The sequence below is a fragment of the Pseudomonas sp. G2-4 genome (assembly GCF_030064125.1).
Lineage (GTDB): Bacteria > Pseudomonadota > Gammaproteobacteria > Pseudomonadales > Pseudomonadaceae > Aquipseudomonas.
In genome coordinates this window covers 5076762-5094818 of record NZ_CP125957.1, presented here as the reverse complement: position 1 = coordinate 5094818, position 18057 = coordinate 5076762, and the positions used below count along the sequence as shown (strand labels likewise).

The 18057-nt window shown below is 59.6% G+C and carries 20 protein-coding genes; 6 read left to right on the top strand and 14 right to left on the bottom strand.

Features of this window, described 5'->3' with window-relative positions; genetic code table 11:
• Nucleotides 1–106 precede the first annotated feature (106 nt).
• Together bfr and QNH97_RS22290 are read right to left on the bottom strand one after the other, a co-directional pair.
• A complete protein-coding gene (gene bfr, locus QNH97_RS22295; protein ID WP_025215180.1) occupies nt 107–580 on the bottom strand; it encodes a bacterioferritin in 474 nt (157 codons plus the stop codon).
• 198 nt (nt 581–778) lie between these two features.
• Nucleotides 779–997 carry a bacterioferritin-associated ferredoxin gene (locus tag QNH97_RS22290; RefSeq protein WP_003178704.1) on the bottom strand — a complete coding sequence of 73 codons (219 nt, stop codon included), beginning with the start codon at nt 995–997 and terminating at the stop codon, nt 779–781.
• A gap of 306 nt (nt 998–1303) precedes the next feature.
• On the opposite strand from QNH97_RS22290, the gene QNH97_RS22285 reads away from it, so the two are divergent.
• Nucleotides 1304–1906 (top strand): peroxiredoxin, encoded by a 603-nt coding sequence (locus QNH97_RS22285; RefSeq protein ID WP_003204949.1) that lies wholly within the window; start codon nt 1304–1306, stop codon nt 1904–1906.
• 186 nt (nt 1907–2092) lie between these two features.
• On the opposite strand, the gene rnt is transcribed toward QNH97_RS22285, so the two are convergent.
• Both rnt and pyrC read right to left on the bottom strand, forming a co-directional pair.
• A complete protein-coding gene (gene rnt, locus QNH97_RS22280) occupies nt 2093–2770 on the bottom strand; it encodes a ribonuclease T (RefSeq protein WP_123346475.1) in 678 nt (225 codons plus the stop codon).
• Entirely contained in the window at nt 2767–3813 is a 1047-nt protein-coding gene (pyrC, locus tag QNH97_RS22275; RefSeq protein WP_283553936.1) for a dihydroorotase, read from the bottom strand. The genes rnt and pyrC overlap by 4 nt, the downstream gene beginning before the upstream one ends.
• Before the next feature lie 191 nt (nt 3814–4004).
• Between pyrC and QNH97_RS22270 the strand changes: the two genes are divergently transcribed.
• Both QNH97_RS22270 and QNH97_RS22265 read left to right on the top strand, forming a co-directional pair.
• Nucleotides 4005–4979, top strand: coding sequence for a flagellar protein MotY (locus QNH97_RS22270; RefSeq protein ID WP_283553935.1), 975 nt, complete (start codon nt 4005–4007; stop codon nt 4977–4979).
• Nucleotides 4980–5107: 128 nt separating this feature from the next.
• Nucleotides 5108–6325 (top strand): argininosuccinate synthase, encoded by a 1218-nt coding sequence (locus QNH97_RS22265; protein WP_283553934.1) that lies wholly within the window; start codon nt 5108–5110, stop codon nt 6323–6325.
• 84 nt (nt 6326–6409) lie between these two features.
• On the opposite strand, the gene QNH97_RS22260 is transcribed toward QNH97_RS22265, so the two are convergent.
• On the bottom strand, nt 6410–6910 hold the full coding sequence (locus tag QNH97_RS22260) for a hypothetical protein (RefSeq protein WP_283553933.1): 501 nt from the start codon (nt 6908–6910) through the stop codon (nt 6410–6412).
• Between the two features lie 464 nt (nt 6911–7374).
• On the opposite strand from QNH97_RS22260, the gene QNH97_RS22255 reads away from it, so the two are divergent.
• Nucleotides 7375–8001, top strand: coding sequence for a response regulator transcription factor (locus tag QNH97_RS22255; protein WP_283553932.1), 627 nt, complete (start codon nt 7375–7377; stop codon nt 7999–8001).
• A 55-nt stretch (nt 8002–8056) separates the two neighbouring features.
• On the opposite strand, the gene QNH97_RS22250 is transcribed toward QNH97_RS22255, so the two are convergent.
• The 8 genes from QNH97_RS22250 to metG form a co-directional block, all read right to left on the bottom strand.
• A complete protein-coding gene (locus QNH97_RS22250) occupies nt 8057–8239 on the bottom strand; it encodes a PA3496 family putative envelope integrity protein (RefSeq protein WP_025215172.1) in 183 nt (60 codons plus the stop codon).
• Between the two features lie 107 nt (nt 8240–8346).
• Complete coding sequence (gene nth, locus QNH97_RS22245; protein ID WP_025215171.1) at nt 8347–8985, bottom strand: endonuclease III; 639 nt, start codon at nt 8983–8985, stop codon at nt 8347–8349.
• Nucleotides 8982–9515, bottom strand: a complete 534-nt coding sequence (locus tag QNH97_RS22240; RefSeq protein ID WP_283553931.1) for an Rnf-Nqr domain containing protein — start codon at nt 9513–9515, stop codon at nt 8982–8984. Before QNH97_RS22240 ends, nth begins: the two co-directional genes overlap by 4 nt.
• Nucleotides 9508–10119, bottom strand: a complete 612-nt coding sequence (locus QNH97_RS22235) for an RnfABCDGE type electron transport complex subunit G (protein WP_283553930.1) — start codon at nt 10117–10119, stop codon at nt 9508–9510. The genes QNH97_RS22240 and QNH97_RS22235 overlap by 8 nt, the downstream gene beginning before the upstream one ends.
• Nucleotides 10116–11102, bottom strand: coding sequence for an RnfABCDGE type electron transport complex subunit D (locus QNH97_RS22230; protein WP_283553929.1), 987 nt, complete (start codon nt 11100–11102; stop codon nt 10116–10118). The genes QNH97_RS22235 and QNH97_RS22230 overlap by 4 nt, the downstream gene beginning before the upstream one ends.
• Complete coding sequence (gene rsxB / locus QNH97_RS22225; RefSeq protein WP_283553928.1) at nt 11089–12108, bottom strand: electron transport complex subunit RsxB; 1020 nt, start codon at nt 12106–12108, stop codon at nt 11089–11091. Before rsxB ends, QNH97_RS22230 begins: the two co-directional genes overlap by 14 nt.
• Nucleotides 12105–12677 carry an Rnf-Nqr domain containing protein gene (locus QNH97_RS22220; protein ID WP_283553927.1) on the bottom strand — a complete coding sequence of 191 codons (573 nt, stop codon included), beginning with the start codon at nt 12675–12677 and terminating at the stop codon, nt 12105–12107. Before QNH97_RS22220 ends, rsxB begins: the two co-directional genes overlap by 4 nt.
• 131 nt (nt 12678–12808) lie before the next feature.
• The gene (gene metG / locus QNH97_RS22215; RefSeq protein ID WP_283553926.1) at nt 12809–14854 is read right to left on the bottom strand and encodes a methionine--tRNA ligase; all 2046 of its coding nucleotides are present in this window, start codon (nt 14852–14854) and stop codon (nt 12809–12811) included.
• A gap of 273 nt (nt 14855–15127) precedes the next feature.
• On the opposite strand from metG, the gene apbC reads away from it, so the two are divergent.
• A complete protein-coding gene (gene apbC, locus QNH97_RS22210; RefSeq protein WP_283553925.1) occupies nt 15128–16222 on the top strand; it encodes an iron-sulfur cluster carrier protein ApbC in 1095 nt (364 codons plus the stop codon).
• Nucleotides 16223–16348: 126 nt separating this feature from the next.
• On the opposite strand, the gene QNH97_RS22205 is transcribed toward apbC, so the two are convergent.
• Entirely contained in the window at nt 16349–17107 is a 759-nt protein-coding gene (locus QNH97_RS22205) for an SDR family oxidoreductase (protein ID WP_283553924.1), read from the bottom strand.
• Between the two features lie 160 nt (nt 17108–17267).
• On the opposite strand from QNH97_RS22205, the gene QNH97_RS22200 reads away from it, so the two are divergent.
• Nucleotides 17268–17999, top strand: coding sequence for a HugZ family pyridoxamine 5'-phosphate oxidase (locus tag QNH97_RS22200; RefSeq protein WP_283553923.1), 732 nt, complete (start codon nt 17268–17270; stop codon nt 17997–17999).
• The last annotated feature ends 58 nt before the right edge of the window (nt 18000–18057 follow it).

Here is an 18057-nt window from a genome sequence, read left to right as displayed (position 1 = left end):
GCAAGCTCGCTCCCACTGGATTGCGGTATGCCTGGAACACAGGCATTAAAAAGCCCCGCCTCTCGTAAGAGGGCGGGGCTTTTTAGTGGCTCACCTTCGGGGAAGGTTACTCTTCACCCATCTGCGATTGCAGGTAGTTCTCAAGACCCACTTTGTCGATCAGGCCCAATTGAGTTTCCAGCCAGTCGATGTGCTCTTCTTCGGATTCGAGAATGTCTTCCAGCAGTTCACGGCTGCCAAAGTCGCCAACGGTCTCGCAATGGGCGATGGCGGCTTTCAGGTCGGCATGGCCGGTGCGTTCGATACGCAGGTCACACTCGAGCATTTCCCGGGTGTGTTCGCCGATGTGCAGCTTGCCCAGGTCCTGGACGTTCGGCAGGCCTTCGAGAAACAGGATGCGCTTGATCAGCTTGTCCGCGTGCTTCATCTCGTCGATGGATTCGTGGTACTCGTGCTTGCCCAGCTTGTTCAGGCCCCAATCCTCGTACATGCGCGCATGCAGGAAGTATTGATTGATCGCGACCAGCTCATTGGCAAGGATCTTGTTGAGATGCTGGATGACTGTAATGTCGCCTTTCATGGTGAGGCCTGCCCTGTAATAGCTGTGTATAAGGCAGAGTCTGAGCCGCGTAATTCCGAGTGTCAAACCTAAGTTATTGAATAATAAATGAAAATTAATCGGAATAAGAATGTTTGTGTTCCGCGTCTGGAAGCTAAGCGTTTGATTTACAGGCATAAAAAAACCGGACATTAGGTCCGGTTCTTCAAAAATCTGGTTTTAAGCGGCAGTAAATTCTACCGGATAGGGAATAGAGGCCTGGGCCGTTTGCACTTTGGCGAGGGTTTCACGAACCACTTCCTTGGCCAGGCACGCACATTTGCCGCATTGGCTGGCTACGCCGGTGGCCTGGCGGACTTCGCGGTAGCTGCAGCAACCTTCATAGATCGCTTCGCGGATTTGCCCGTCGGTGACGCCAGTGCAGAGGCATACATACATAAGTGAGAACCGTCGCTGGTTGTGACTCAATTGAGACGGATCTTAATGTTAGCGAGAATGATTGTCAAAGTGGTTTCTACAACCCTTGCGCCAGAGCGTCGTCTGGCTGACGAACGGTTTTTATCTGTCACGACAGAGGCAAGCGGCGATTTTTCAGTGACGTCGAAAAACCGTTGAAGACAGTCCAAACCCGCAGTGTATGATGGTCGGTCCTTGCGAAGCGGGTTCGTGTCACAGGGCTGTCGCCTGGAGGTGGCAGGCTGGCATGGACCTTGTTTTTCACGTTACTACACCAGGAGATATCCAATGAGCGTACTCGTAGGCAAACAAGCCCCAGACTTCACCGTACCCGCCGTCCTCGGCAACGGCGAAATCGTCGACAGCTTCACCCTGTCCTCGGCCATCAAAGGCAAATACGGCCTGGTGTTCTTCTATCCGTTGGACTTCACCTTCGTCTGCCCATCCGAGCTGATCGCACTGGATCACCGCATGGACGACTTCAAGGCCCGTAACGTTGAAGTGGTTGCCGTTTCGATCGACTCGCACTTCACCCACAACGCCTGGCGCAACACCCCCATCAACAATGGCGGTATCGGCCAGGTGAAATACACCATGGCTGCCGACATGAAGCACGAAATCGCCAAGGCCTATGACGTTGAGTCCGAAGGCGGCGTGGCCTTCCGTGGCGCGTTCCTGATCGACGACAAAGGCGTTGTCCGTTCGCAGATCATCAACGACCTGCCGCTGGGCCGTAACATGGAAGAGCTGATCCGTCTGGTCGACGCACTGCAATTCCACGAAGAGCACGGCGAAGTCTGCCCGGCCAACTGGAAGAAAGGCGACAAGGGTATGACTGCATCCCCTGAAGGCGTTGCCGCTTACCTGGGCGAGCACAGCGACAAGCTGTAAGCGCAACAGGCATAAAAAAACCGGCCCTCGATAGGGCCGGTTTTTTTATGGGGTTCTAAAGCAGGACACAGTCCTGTGGCGAGGGAGCTTGCTCCCGCTGGGTGGCGCAGCCGCCCCAAGATCTTGTGAGCGCTGCGCACTCAAGCGGGAGCAAGCTCCCTCGCCACACAAAAAGCGAGGCCGATGTCAATCGTCGAAATCCTGCCAACCCCCCATCTGCTTCCACCGATTGACGATGCCGCAGAACAGCTCGGCGGTCTTCTCGGTGTCGTAGCGGGCCGAGTGGGCTTCACGGCCATCAAAATCGATGTCGGCCGCCTGGCAGGCTTTGGCCAGGACGGTCTGGCCATACGCCAGGCCAGCCAGGGTTGCCGTGTCGAAGCTGGAGAACGGATGAAACGGGTTACGCTTCATGTCCATGCGCGCTACGGCGGCGTTGAGGAAGCCCAGGTCGAAGCTGCTGTTGTGCCCCACCAGGATCGCGCGCTTGCAACCGTTGGCCTTCAGCGCCTTGCGCACGCCCCGGAAGATGTCGGTCAGGGCTGTCTCTTCACTCACCGCCATGCGCAGTGGGTGATCGAGCTTGATCCCGGTGAACTCCAGGGCCGCCGCTTCGATGTTGGCGCCTTCGAACGGCTCGACGCGGAAAAAGTAGGTGTGGTCAGGAAACACAAAGCCTTTTTCGTCCATGCCGATGGTGGTCGCGGCGATTTCCAGCAGCGCATCGGTAGCCGAGTTGAAACCGCCGGTCTCGACGTCGACGACGACCGGCAGGTAGCCGCGAAACCGGGCTGCCATCGGGTGACGGGCGCCGCCCGAACCACCATTGCCGTCCTGTTCGTCGTCGAAATGATCTTCACTCACACGTGTTCCTCCAGCAGGCGCCAGCGCAGTTTTTCACCGGCGCGCAGCGGGATGACAGTCAGCTCGCCGAAGGGCAGGCTGGCGGGGGCGGTCCACTCGTCGCGGACCAGGGTAATACGATCGGTGTTCGCCGGCAGGCCATAGAAACGCGGGCCGTGCAGGCTGGCGAAACCTTCGAGCTTGTCCAGCGAGTTGCGCTGTTCGAACGCCTCGGCATACATCTCGATGGCGGCATAGGCGGTGTAGCAGCCGGCGCAACCGCAGGCCGCTTCCTTGGCATGCCGGGCATGGGGCGCCGAGTCCGTGCCGAGGAAAAACTTGGCGCTGCCACTGGTGGCGGCGTCGAGCAGGGCCTCTTGATGGGTGTTGCGCTTGAGGATCGGCAGGCAATAGAAGTGCGGCCGGATCCCGCCCACCAGCATGTGGTTGCGGTTGTACAGCAGGTGATGCGCGGTGATGGTCGCGCCGACGTTGGCCGCAGCCTCGTTGACGAACTGCACGGCATCGCCGGTGGTGATGTGTTCGAACACCACCTTGAGCGTCGGGAAGCGCTCCACGACGCGGCGCATGTGCTCGTCGATGAAGATTTTCTCGCGGTCGAACACGTCGACGTCGCCCCGGGTGACTTCACCGTGGATCAACAAAGGCATGCCGACTTCGGCCATGGCCTCCAGTGCCGGGAAGATCTTGTCGATGCTGGTGACGCCGGAATCGGAGTTGGTAGTCGCGCCAGCGGGGTACAGCTTGGCGGCATGGACAAAGCCGCAGGCCTTGGCGTCGCGTATTTCTTCAGGTTGGGTGCGGTCGGTGAGGTACAGCACCATCAGCGGCTCGAAGCGGCTGCCGGCCGGGCGTGCGGCCAGGATGCGCTGGCGATAGCCTTCGGCTTCGGCGGCGTTACGCACTGGCGGAACCAGGTTAGGCATGATGATTGCGCGCCCAAAGGTGCGCGCGACATCGGCGACGGTATGGGTCAACACAGCACCATCGCGAAGATGAATATGCCAGTCGTCGGGACGCAGCAGGGTCAGGCGGTCGGACATTGGGGGGCTTCCAGGCGGGTCAAACTCTGGGGAATGCTACCGGAAAAGACCGATTCAGGCACCCGCTATCAAGTTCTGCCGCAACTTACCGATAGCTCCTACAGGTGTGCCACGAATCCGTGCAGTGCCCCGGACAGGCGTCATACCTTCAGCGTGTGTCGATCTTTGTATAAAAGCCAGTGGAGCCTCCCGTGCGCCAGCGTTATCTAGCCTTGCTCAGTGTGTTTGCCAGCCTTCCCGCCATGGCGCTCACTTTCCAGACCCGTCTGGAGAGCATTGAGTGGACGGTCGAAGGCGACAAGTTCGAGTGCCGGCTGAGCCAGCCGATCACCGATTTCGGCAGCGGCGAGTTCGTGCGTCGGGCGGGCGAGCAGGCCACATTCAGGCTCAAGGCCTATAACCCGATGCTCGGTGGCGGTTCGGCGACCTTGCTGGCGGCTGCGGCGCCCTGGCAACCGGGGCGCGGCGACATCAACTTGGGCTCGGTCAGGATTGGCAGTGGCGATGTCTTGTTCAACAGCTCCCAGATCCAGGCAGGTCGCTTGATCAATGGGCTGATGGACGGGCGCAGCCCTGTGGTGCGACGCAACACCGAGGACGGGCGGGTCTCGGAAGTCCGATTATTGCCGGTGCGTTTCAATAAGGCCTTCAGTGACTATCAAGGCTGCGTGGCGAAACTGTTACCGAAGAATTTCGAGCAGATTAAGCAAACCCAGATTGGCTTCCCCGGCGAAGGGGTCGAACTTGACGCCCAGGCCAAGGCTCAGTTGCAAGTGATGCTCGATTTCATCAAGGCCGACCCAAGCGTCAATCATGTCGAACTCGATGGTCACTCCGATAACAGTGGCAACCGCTTGACCAACCGTGAGCTGTCGCGTCGTCGCGCCCTGGCGGTCCAGGACTTCTTCAAGGCCAACGGCTTCCAGGAATCGCAGATCACCCTGCGGTTCCATGGCGAGCGTTATCCCCTGGCACCCAATACCAACGCCGCCAACCGGGCCAAGAACCGCCGCGTGGTCGTGCTCCTGGAGCGTGTGGCGCCGACCGACGCGCCCGCCTCGCAGCCGACAGCGCCGACCGCACCCGCTGCGGCCCCGGCCAAGGTTCCGGCACCGACCGCTGCCCCGGCCAAGACTCCCGCTCCGGCGACTGCGCGCACGTCCTGATTCGGCGATGACCGTCGCGCACTCGACATAATCTGTCGCTTCGTCGTCATAAGCTGTCGCGCCCCTGTAAATTATCCGCATTGGACGTTAGACTTCCCGGCTTTCCGTACAACCCGTGGAGTGATGGCATGGCGGACGTAAACAAGGTCGTTCTGGCGTATTCCGGCGGCCTGGACACTTCGGTGATCCTCAAGTGGCTGCAGGACACTTATAACTGCGAAGTGGTGACCTTCACCGCTGACCTGGGGCAGGGCGAAGAAGTCGAGCCTGCACGCGCCAAGGCTCAGGCCATGGGCGTCAAAGAAATCTACATCGATGACCTGCGCGAAGAGTTCGTCCGCGACTTCGTGTTCCCGATGTTCCGTGCCAACACTGTTTACGAAGGCGAGTACCTGCTGGGTACGTCCATCGCCCGTCCGTTGATTGCCAAGCGCCTGATCGAAATCGCCAACGAAACCGGTGCCGACGCCATTTCCCACGGTGCCACCGGCAAAGGCAACGATCAGGTGCGTTTCGAACTGGGTGCCTATGCCCTCAAGCCGGGCGTGAAAGTCATCGCTCCGTGGCGTGAATGGGACTTGCTGTCCCGTGAAAAACTGATGGACTACGCCGAGAAGCACGGTATCCCGATCGAGCGTCACGGCAAGAAGAAATCCCCGTACTCGATGGATGCCAACCTGCTGCACATCTCCTATGAAGGCGGCGTGCTGGAAGACACCTGGACCGAGCACGAAGAAGACATGTGGCGCTGGACCGTCTCCCCGGAGAAGGCTCCTGATACCCCGCAATACCTGGAGTTGACCTATCGCAACGGCGATATCGTCGCACTGGACGGCGTGGAAATGAGCCCGGCCACCGTGCTGGCGACCCTGAACCGCATCGGTGGCGAACACGGCATCGGTCGCCTGGACATCGTCGAGAACCGCTATGTCGGCATGAAGTCCCGTGGTTGCTACGAAACCCCGGGCGGCACCATCATGCTGCGCGCTCACCGGGCGATCGAATCGATCACCCTGGACCGCGAAGTGGCTCACCTCAAGGACGAGCTGATGCCCAAGTATGCCAGCCTGATCTACACCGGCTACTGGTGGAGTCCTGAGCGCCTGATGCTGCAGCAGATGATCGACGCGTCCCAGGCCCACGTGAATGGCGTCGTACGCCTGAAACTGTATAAAGGCAACGTGATCGTCACCGGGCGCAAGTCTGACGAGTCACTGTTCGATGCCAACATCGCAACCTTCGAAGAAGACGGTGGCGCTTACAACCAGGCCGACGCAGCCGGCTTCATCAAGCTCAACGCCCTGCGCATGCGTATCGCGGCGAACAAGGGCCGCAAGCTGTTCTGATCCTGGCGATATGAAAACGGCCTGCCTTGAGCAGGCCGTTTTTTTTGGCTCCTCTCCTGTCATGCAGCGCTATTGCTTGATCGCTCATCCCTCCTGTCTGTCCGCTATAACGTCAGCGCTGTCGCGGCTGTAGATGACGTACAGGACGATTTCCGTGTGTGCCGTGGCCCGTTTGAGAGGGTTTGTCCGATAGGCCTCAACCAGGTCTTCCGGTTGGCTGTACACCAGAAAAATGACCCGTTTCGGATCGTGTTTGCGCCGATGATGGCGCATCAATAATCGTTTGACCTTGTCCGCCCGCCGTAACACTCGTCGTCGGCGGCAGGGCGAGTCATCCATGGTCTTTATAAAGTGTTTGCTCTTGCGAAAATCGGACGGTGAATATAACGAGCGATAGTTGAAGTTGAGCGTGATGAAAAAGAGCAGCAGCAGATAGAACGGGAAACTGATCAGGAACCAGAGATAATATTCACGGTCGTCGTCATCCAGGAACGGCAGGGAGATCGCCGCGGAGGTTTCAGATAACGTTGCAAATATAGCAATAAGGGTCATGGGGTTGGTGATGGTCTTCAAAGGTTTGTTCATGGTGAATGCTCATGGTTATTTAGACTCGGTGATGGAATGGATAGACGCTTGTTAATTAAATGCAGGTGCCGTATTGAAGGGTGACTATAACCTGTTTTAGTTGTTGGATTGAATGCCGCTTGTTATTTAAGGTTTAGCCTGAATAACGAAAAAATGGTTGTTTGAACGACAGGTAATTCAGTTACTTTTTATGAGGGGAGTGACCTTGTCTCTCCGCATCAGGGGTGGTCAGCCGAAGAAAATCACGTTTTCCGAAGGAGAGCGGGTCGTTAAGAAAGGGTGGTCGGTCTCCGTGAAAAAATTTATGGCACGTTATTTCTCGGCTAATTTGTAGGGTTTTTCTGTATTGCTTGTAGGTTGCGTCTCTCGGTGCGAGCACTCAGGGGGGGACGGCATGCCAAGGTAGAAATGACTAGGCTATTGTGCGTGCTCTAAAAATTCGAACAGCGAAGTTGGATTTGCCCATGAATAAAGTGCTGATCGTGGATGATCATCCCGTCATTCGTCTAGCTGTACGTTTGCTGATGGAGCGTCATGGTTATGAAGTTGTTGCCGAAACAGATAACGGCGTCGATGCATTGCAGTTTGCCCGAGAGCTTATGCCCGATATTGTCATTCTTGATATTGGTATTCCGAAACTGGACGGTTTGGAGGTTATTGCGCGCCTGACAGCAATCCCTTCCTCGATGAAGGTATTGGTACTGACTTCCCAAGCACCAGGACACTTCTCAATGCGCTGCATGCAGACAGGGGCGGCCGGTTATGTATGCAAGCAGCAGGATCTCACGGAGTTGTTGAGTGCGATAAAGGCGGTACTGTCCGGTTACAGCTACTTTCCCAACCAGGCACTGCATACGGTGCGTTCGAGTCTTGGCAATGCCAGTGAGTCCGATATGGTGGATCGTTTGTCTGGGCGGGAGATGATGGTCCTGCAGCAACTGGCCCGCGGGAAAACCAACAAGGAAATTGCAGATGGGATGTTTTTGAGCAACAAGACGGTCAGCACTTACAAGACGCGCTTGTTGTTGAAGCTCAATGCTCGCTCGCTGGTGGACCTGATCGAGCTGGCGCAACGTAATGGGCTGGTATGAGTTTTCTGGTCACGCGTATTCAGTAAAAAGCCTCCATCAGGGAGGCTTTTACGTGTCAGAGGTCAAAATCGTAATCGGCCAGTTGCTTCTGCAAACGACGCTCTTCCAGTAGGTTGTCAATGGTGCGGCGTTTGCTCAGATTGGTTTTCGCCACTTCCACGACCACAGGTTCCGCGTCGTCGGCCTCAACGGCGATGAATTCGTCTTCCACATCCAGTTGTTCTTTGCCAGCACTCATGGGTTCGACTCCAGGCTAAGACTGCCATTGGCGCTCCTTATATCGATAAACCACGGGCGGGTAAAAAAGATTTTTTCAATCGATATATCGATAAAGCTAATAGCGCCTCAATCGTCAGAGGTCTTGTGCTTGTATTCGCATAAATCTTCGATTCGACAGCTGCCACAGCGGGGCTTGCGCGCCAGGCAAACGTAGCGTCCGTGGAGGATGAGCCAGTGATGGGAATCCAGGAGGAATTCCTTGGGCACGAACTTCATCAGTTTCTTTTCCACTTCCACTACGTTTTTACCGGGAGCCAACCCGGTCCTGTTGCTGACGCGGAAAATGTGGGTGTCGACCGCCATGGTCAGCTGACGAAAAGCAGTATTGAGTACGACATTGGCGGTTTTTCGGCCCACGCCTGGAAGGGCTTCCAGCGCTTCGCGAGTCTGCGGGATTTCACTGCCGTGGCGCTCGATCAGCAGTCGGCAGGTTTCGATCACGTTCTTTGCCTTGCTGTTGAACAGGCCGATGGTCTTGATGTATTCGGACAGCCCTTCGACGCCTAGGGCGTAGATCGCCTCCGGCGTGTTGGCCACCGGGAACAACTTGGCCGTGGCTTTGTTGACACCGACGTCGGTGGACTGGGCCGACAAGATCACCGCGATCAACAATTCGAACGGCGACGTATAGGCCAGTTCTGTTTTCGGTTCGGGGTTGTCTTCGTGAAAGCGACGAAATATTTCCAGGCGTTTTGCGGCGTTCATGGGCGCGGCGTTTCCTCAACGGATGAATGGGATTTAGCGGCCGTCCAGGCCTGGTAAGCCGCGAGCAGCAGGCCGAGCAGAATGAAACCGCCGGGGGCGAGGCGGGCCAAGGGGATGCCGTTGCCGATCAGCTCGCGCAGGGCGCCCAGGCCAATCATCCAGAGGCCGAATAGCCCCGCGAGCCTGAGGTGTCCAGGCAAACGGAACTCGATGACGTCAGCTTCGTGTTCCAGTACCACGCAGCTCAAGGCGATCCAGCCGATGTAAAGGCTCAGCGACCGATACAGCTCCAGCACCCAGGCCTGTGCGGCAAGGCCTGCGCAGGCGGTCAGGGTAGCGGCCAGCACGATTGAGGCGAGCAGCCGCTGGGACGCTGTCAGGCGAGACCGTACGAGGCCCATGGCCAAGCCGTGGGCGAGGCTGATCAAAGCCCAGGCCAGCCACAACCCCAGCGCGTTGGCCAGCGAATCGCTGGCGCCGACCAGGGGCACGAGCAGCAGGCCTCGGGCCAGTCCCCATGGCTTATTCATCGGTAGCCCCTCCGAACAGGTGAGCCTTGTGCTCGTCGAAATAACGCAGGGCATCGTGAACCGCCTGGATAACCGCCCGGGACGTGACCGTTGCGCCTGCCAGTTGATCGAACTGCCCCTGATCCTTTTTCAAGGCCCAACCTTTGTCGTCAGGGGCCTGGCGCGATTTACCGTTGAAGGTTTGCATCCAGGCATTCGGCCAGCCGGCAATTGCCGCACCCAGGCCGGGTGTTTCGGACTGGCGCAGGGTTTTCACGCCCAGCAACCGGCCCTGAGGGTCGATGGCGATCAGCAGTTCGATGCTGCCTTCATAGCCCAGTGCCTGGCTGCGCAACAATACGGCGCTGGGGTAGCCGCTGCGGGTCGCGAGGTAACCGCTCAGCAGCGTGCTATGGGGCAGAGCCACTGGGGTCGCGACGACAGATCGTGCCAAAGGCTGGTTGTCATAGCGGTCGGCAGGCAGCACGTCGAGCAAGGTGCTGTTCGCGAGGGCTTGTCGCTGCGCCTCGATGCGTCCGGCAGTGCCGATTTGCGTGACGTAAGTGGCGCCGACGCCGAGGCTGGTCATAATAATCAGGATCGCAACGCCACCGGGGTTGGTCATGTCAGCTGCCGCCTTTGTCGGGCCTCGACACAGCGATCCAGCGCCGGTACCCCGAGGTTCATCAGCAGCACCGCAAACGCCACGCCATCCGGGTAACCCCCCCAGGTGCGGATCAGGTAGGCCAGCAGTCCCACGCCCGCGCCAAACAGCAACCGGGCGAGCGCGGCTTTGGCGCCCGAGACTGGCTCGGTCACGATGAAAAACGCGCCGAGCATGGTCGCGCCAGTGAACAGATGAAACAGCGGCGAGCCATTGGAGTCAGAGCCCGAACCGTTCCAGCACAACAGGCTGACAAGGAGCAGGCTGGACAGCATGCCCACGGGTGCATGCCAGCTGAACACCCGTTGTTGCAGGAGAAACAGGCCGCCCGCGAGGAACGCCAGGTTGACCCATTCGACGCCCCGGCCGCCAAAACGCCCGAACGTGGGGTCGCTGGCGAACAGCTCATCAATGGTCAGGCTTTTGTTGATCCGCAGACTGTCCAGCGCCGTCGCGCCGGTCCACGCGTCGGGCGCCGAGTGCACACCGAACACTTGTTGCAGGCCTTCGAAAAAACCCATGCCGTGAAGCGCCGGCCATTGGCTCATCTGTGAAGGGAACGCCACGAGGACCAGGGCGTATCCGAGCATCGCTGGGTTGAACGGGTTAGTCCCGACCCCGCCCCACAGATGCTTGCCGAACAACAAGGCGCTGGCCGCCGCCGTGACGGTCAGCCACCAAGGGCAGTACGCCGGCAGGGCCAGGGCCAGCAACGTGGCGCTGACCAACGCGCTGCCATCGTTCAAGTCAGGTGTAAGGGGCCTGCGGCGCACGCGCAACACCAGTGCTTCCACCGCCAGGGCGGTGAGGCCGGACAACAGCAGGTTGAGCGCCACGCCCCAGCCATAGAACCACAGCAGCGCCAGCACGCCGGGCAGCGTTGCCAGCAGCACCCGCATCATCGCCGGGCGCAGCCGTTCGTCTACAGGATCAGGGAGCGCCATGGGCATCCACCTGGCGTTCTGCCTCGCTCACCGCTTGCGCCAACGCTTGCATGTGTTCATCCGACGCCCCGGCGCTCCTGGCCTTGCTGAGTTCGGCGCGGCGCATTGCCAGTTGAATCTTGGCCCGCTTCAGCTCGGCGTTTTGCGTCGGTGCCGGTGCCAAAGCAGGAGCTGATGCGGCCGGCGGCGCGGCGTTTTCCAGTTGGGCCAAGGCCTGCTCCGCCGCTTCGAACTGGCGTTGCAGCAGGATCAATTGCGACTGCTGCTCAAAGGTGGGTGGATGGCCGAAGGCTTTCAAGGATTTATTCAACTGCGCCCGGCTCATGGCCAGGTCGACCTTGGCTTTTTTCAGGGCCACATCGGCGTTGGCGGCTTTTTGCGCGCGGACACGTTCCAGTGCGGCTTGTACCGGATCGAGGGTTTGGATCTGCGGCTGGGCAGCGCGCTGGGTACGGGCCAGGCGTTCTGCCTGGCGCTGTTCTTCCTCACGACGCAGACGCGCATTGCGCTGTTCGAAACGTCGCCGGGCGTGATTGCGCTTGGCGGTTCGAGCCTGCTGCTCTTCAGCGCTGAAGGCCAGGCCGCCCACAATCGGCAGCACCGTCGCCATTGGCAGTGGTCGCATCTCGATGCAATCGACTGGGCAGGGCGCAACGCAAAGATCGCAGCCTGTGCACTCGTCGACCAGGACGGTGTGCATCAGCTTGGCCGCGCCGACAATCGCATCCACCGGACAGGCCTGGATGCACTTGGTGCAACCGATGCATTCGGCTTCGCGGATAAAGGCAATTTGCGCCGGGGCTGAGCCGCGACTGTCATCCAGCTCCAGCACCGGTACTTTCATCAGCTCGGCCAAAGCGCCGATGGTTTCGCGCCCACCGGGCGGGCATTTGTTGATCGGCTCGCCCTGGGCGATGCCTTCGGCGTAGGGCTTGCACCCCGGATGGCCGCACTTGCCGCATTGTGTCTGCGGTAGCAGGGCGTCGATACGTTGAATCAGACTCATGTTTTGACCAGCCCGCGCAATCCGAGAAACGCCACCGCTATCAGTCCGGCGCTGATTAACTGAATCGGCAGACCTCGAAAGGGCAAGGGAATATCGTTACTGAAGGTACGCTGGCGCAGATCCTCGAACAGGCTCAGCACCAGCCAGAATCCCAGCCCGGCACCCAGGCTCAAGGCAACGGCGTGACCCAGGCCTTGATCATCCTGGCTATTGAGCAGCGTGACGCCCAGTATGCCGGCATTGCCGAGCAACAGCGGCCACAACCCTTCGAACGGCCATGCCGGCAGCCAGCGCGCCAGCAGGCGCAGCAATGGCCCGATCAGCAGCACGCTCAAGGGCAGCCAGGCAAACAGGCGCAGGGATGACAGGTTGGTGGGGGCAAGCAGCCAATGATCCATCAGGTAACCCAGGGCGCCGACAATCAACATCAGACACACCGTCGCCAGGCCCAGGGCGTGTACTTGCCTTCTGCCCTCAGTCGCCAGCAGCGGATCGACACCCAGCGGCCAATGCAACACGAGGTTGTTGATCAGGGCAGCGCTGAACAGTGCGAGAACAATTTCGGTCATGGGCGTGCCGACAATAAAGGGCCTGTTACAAGATTAGGCATTATCCGGCACGCGCAGAGGGTGGGCCAGATATGAAAATCCCACAGGCGCTTTGCCAAGCGACTGTGGGATCGGTGCAGCGTGTGGTCGCGTTACTTGATCCGCTGACCCGGCTTGGCGCCGCTGTCGGGGCTCAGCAGGTAGATTTCTTCACCGCCGGGGCCCGCCGCCATCACCATGCCTTCGGACACACCGAAGCGCATTTTGCGTGGCTTGAGGTTGGCGATCATCATTGTCAGCCGGCCTTCGAGCTTGGCCGGGTCTGGATAAGCACTCTTGATCCCGGAGAACACGTTGCGTTGCTCATCGCCGATGTCCAGGGTCAGGCGCAGCAGTTTGTCGGCACCCTCGACGGCCTCGGCCTTGACGATCAGCGCCACGCGCAGGTCAATGGCGGCGAAGGCGTCGAAGTCGATTTCCGGCGACAGTGGATCCTTGATCAGTTCGCCATTACCGGCCGGCCCGCCGGTATCGGTCTGGCTGGCGGTCAGGTCTTCCTTGGAGGCGTCGGTCATCGCTTGCACCTTGACGGCGTCGATACGGGTCATCAACGGCTTGAACTCGTTCAACTGATGGTTGCTCAGCAGGGTCTGGTGATCGTTCCAGGTCAGCGGTGCGACGTTGAGGAACGCCTCGGCATCAGCGGCCAGCAGGGGCAGCACCGGCTTGAGGAAAATCACCAATTGGCGGAACAGGTTGATGCCCAGGGCGCAGATCGCCTGGACTTCGTCCTGCTTGCCTTCCTGTTTGTTCAGCGACCAGGGGGCTTTGTCGGCGATCCAGGCATTGGCGCGGTCGGCCAGGGCCATGATTTCGCGCATGGCACGGGCAAAGTCACGGGCTTCATAGGCTTCGGCGATGCTGGGCGCAGCCGCCAGGAAGGCGTCGGTCAATTCCGGCGCGGCATTGCCGGCCACCAGCACACCGGCGTTGCCTTTGTGGATGAAACCGGCGCAACGGCTGGCGATGTTGACCACCTTGCCCACCAGGTCGGAGTTGACCTTCTGCACGAAGTCTTCGAGGTTCAGGTCCAGGTCGTCGACGCCGCGGCCGAGCTTGGCCGCGTAGTAGTAGCGCAGGTATTCCGGGGACAGGTGGTCCAGGTAGGTCCGGGCCTTGATGAAGGTGCCGCGGGACTTGGACATTTTCTGGCCGTTGACGGTCAGGTAGCCGTGGACATTGATGCCGGTCGGCTTACGGAAACCGGCGCCTTCGAGCATGGCGGGCCAGAACAACGCGTGGAAATTGACGATGTCCTTGCCGATGAAGTGATACACCTCGGCGGTGGAGTCCTTGCCCCAGAACGCGTCGAAGTCCAGCTCAGGCGTGCGGTCGCAAAGGTTCTTGAAGCTGGCCATGTAGCCGATGGGCGCGTCCAGCCACACGTAGAAATACTTGCCGGGCTCGCCGGGGATTTCGAAGCCGAAGTACGGCGCATCGCGGGAAATGTCCCACTCTTGCAGGCCGGAGTCGAGCCATTCGGCGAGCTTGTTGGCCACCGCGTCGTGCAACGTGCCGCTGCGGGTCCAGGTTTGCAGCATCTCCTGGAAATCCGGCAGCTTGAAGAAGAAGTGCTGGGAGTCCCTGAGCACCGGGGTGGCGCCGGAAATCGCCGATTTCGGGTCTTTCAGGTCGGTCGGTGCGTAGGTGGCGCCGCATTTTTCGCAATTGTCGCCGTACTGGTCTTCGGTGCCGCACTTCGGGCAGGTGCCCTTGATGAAGCGGTCGGCCAGGAACATGTTCTTTTCCGGGTCGAAGTACTGGGTGACCGAACGGGTGGCAATGTGCCCGGCGTCACGCAGCTTCAGGTAGATCTGGCTCGACAGCTCACGGTTTTCTACGGAGTGGGTGGAGTGGAAGTTGTCGAAGTCCACCAGGAAATCGGCAAAGTCGGCGCTGTGTTCAGCCTGGACGTTGGCGATCAGCTGTTCCGGGGTGATGCCTTCCTTTTCCGCACGCAGCATGATGGCCGAACCGTGGGCGTCGTCGGCGCAGACATAAATGCATTGGTTGCCGCGATGTTTCTGGAAGCGCGTCCACATATCGGTCTGGATGTACTCCAGCATATGGCCGAGGTGAATCGAACCATTGGCATAGGGCAGGGCGCTGGTGACGAGGATCTTGCGTGGCTCGGACATGGGGCTCGGCTACTTGATGAAACGGAGGTCGGCCACTATAAAGCGCTGGCGGCTTTTTTTCACCCTGTGAGCCTGTTTCCGGATGCTGGCAGAGCTTCTGTGGCGAGGGAGCTTGCTCCCGCTCGACTGCGCAGCAGTCGCAATGAGGCCATGAGGTTCGGGGTGACCGGTCGGGGGCGGCTTCGCCACCAGCAGGAGCAAGCTCCCTCGCCACAGAAGCAGGCTCGGCGTAGGATAGCGGCCTGTTTTCAAGTCTTGCTATCGGAGTTGCCCATGAGCGCCGTCAATCGCGCAGCGGTGGAAGCCGTCCTTCGCCAGTACACCGACCCCTATCTGAACCAGGACCCGGTCAGCGCCGGGTGCGTGCGCGCCATCGACATCCAGGGCGATCGTGTCAGCGTCCAGCTGGAAATTGGCTATGCCGCCGATCTGTTCAAGAGCGGTTGGGCGCAGATGCTCCAGATGGCCATCGAGTCCCTGGACGGTGTGGCGGGCGCCAAGGTCGAGATCACCAGCGTGATCGCCGCCCACAAGGCCCAGGCACAGGTGCCGGGGCTGGCGAACGTCAAGAACGTCATCGCCGTGGCCTCGGGCAAGGGCGGGGTGGGCAAGTCCACCACCGCCGCCAACCTGGCCCTGGCCCTGGCCCGTGAAGGGGCGAAGGTCGGGATTCTCGATGCGGACATCTACGGTCCAAGCCAGGGGATCATGTTCGGCGTTGCCGAGGGTACCCGGCCGCAGATCAAGGACCAGAAGTGGTTCGTGCCCATCCAATCCCATGGGGTGGAAGTCATGTCCATGGCCTTCCTCACCGACGACAACACGCCGATGGTCTGGCGCGGCCCGATGGTTTCCGGCGCCTTGCTGCAACTGGTGACGCAAACTGCGTGGGGCGACCTGGATTATCTGGTGATCGACATGCCGCCGGGCACCGGCGATATCCAACTGACCCTGGCGCAGAAAGTCCCGGTGGCCGGCGCGGTGATCGTTACCACGCCCCAGGACCTGGCCCTGTTGGACGCACGCAAGGGCGTGGAAATGTTCCGCAAGGTGAACATTCCGGTGCTCGGTGTGGTGGAAAACATGGCCGTGCACATCTGCTCGAACTGCGGACATGCCGAGCACCTGTTCGGCGAAGGCGGCGGGGAAAAACTGGCGACCCAGTACGGCGTCGAGTTGCTGGCGTCGCTGCCGCTGTCGATGGTCATCCGCGAGCAGGCCGACGGTGGCAAGCCCACGGTCATCGCCGAGCCGGACAGCCAGATCGCCATGGTCTATCAGGAACTGGCCCGTCACGTGGGCGCGCGGATTGTGTTGCAAGAGGCAGCGTCACCGATGATGCCGAACATCACCGTCAGCGACGATTGATAGGTTGAAACGCGATCCACTGTGGGAGCGAGCTTGCTCGCGATCGCGGGGTATCAGTCACATCAGGCTGACTGAACTGACGCCATCGCGAGCAAGCTCGCTCCCACATGGGTTATGCGGTGTTTTTTAGATCCGCAACCCGCCATCCATCTCCAGGATCCGACCGGTGTAATAGTCGTTCTCGAAGATGTACGCGGCCGAGTGCGCAATCTCCTCGGGTTTGCCCATGCGTTTGAGTGGAATCCCCGAGGTCATTTTTTCCAGGGCTTCAGGCTTCATGCCCAAGGTCATCTCGGTTTCGATGAAACCCGGGGCGATGCCGGCGACACGGATGCCATAGCGCGCCAGTTCCTTGGCCCAGGTGACGGTAGCGGCCGCCACGCCGGCCTTGGCGGCCGAATAGTTGGTCTGGCCGACGTTGCCGGCGCGGGAGATCGACGAAATATTGATGATCGCGCCGCTGTTCTTCAGCTCGACCATTTTTGCCGCCACCTCACGGGTGCACAGGAATACACCGGTCAGATTGACGTCGATCACCGCCTGCCACTGGGCCAGGCTCATCTTGGTCATTTCGCCGTCCTTGACCTTGAGCAGCAAGCCGTCGCGCAAAATCCCGGCGTTGTTGATCAAACCATGGATCGCGCCGAAATCCTCGGCCACCCGAGCGACCATGTCGCTCACCTGTTCTTCATTGGCCACATTGCACAGGTAAGCCCGGGCCTCGACACCCTTGGCCACGCACGCAGCAACCGTTTGATCGAGTTTTTCCTGGTTGAGATCGACCAAGGCCAGCTTTGCGCCCTTATCCGCAAAATACTCGGCCATGGAGCGGCCCAGACCCTGGCAACCGCCGGTGATAATGATTACTTTGTCGGTGAGTTGCATTCTCATGTCCCGATGGCAGAGCGGTGAAGGATGTCCTTTTGAAGGCCTCTCGATCTGCGCCGCCATAGCCCGGTCGCACGAGAGCTGCCCGACGGCGCACTGGAACATAGCCCAGCTGCCTGACCGTTTTTAAAACGGCTTTCATCAAAGGAGTCATAAATTGAGCGTTGAAGCTGCCAAGCATGCCCGAGAATTACTGCTCAAGGAATACCGTGGAATGCTCTCCACCCATTCCAAGTCCATGCCCGGTTTCCCGTTCGGCTCCGTGGTGCCTTATTGCCTGGATGAGCAGGGCCGGCCATTGATCTTGATCAGTCGCATTGCTCAGCACACCCACAACCTGCAAAAAGACCCCAAGTGCTCGATGCTCGTGGGCGAGCGAGGTGCTGAAGACGTGCAGGCAGTCGGGCGCCTGACGTATCTGGCCGAGGCCCGGAAACTGGAAGACCGCGCCGCCATCGACGCCGCCGCTGAGCGTTATTACCGCTACTTCCCTGACTCGCAGAACTATCACAAGGCCCATGATTTTGATTTCTGGGTGCTCAATCCAGTGCGCCATCGCTACATCGGCGGTTTTGGCGCCATTCATTGGATCGACCAGATCACCCTGGCCAACCCCTTCGCCGGCAAGACTGAGGCGAGCATGATCGAGCACATGAACAGCGATCACGCCAAGGCCATCGCCCACTATGTGGAACTGGCCGGCCTGCCGAAAACCGAACCGGCACAATTGGTGGGGATCGACAGCGAAGGCATGCACCTGCGTATTGGCCAGGGCCTGCATTGGCTGGCGTTTCAAGAGCCTTGCAACACGCCGACACAAGTGCGCGAAGCCCTGGTTTATCTGGCTCACGCCGAGCAATGGCCAAAAAATGCAGAGGCCAACGCTTGAATTCACGAAAGGACGACGTCATTTAGGGTTTCATAGCAAGGCATTCTTGCGTTGAGGA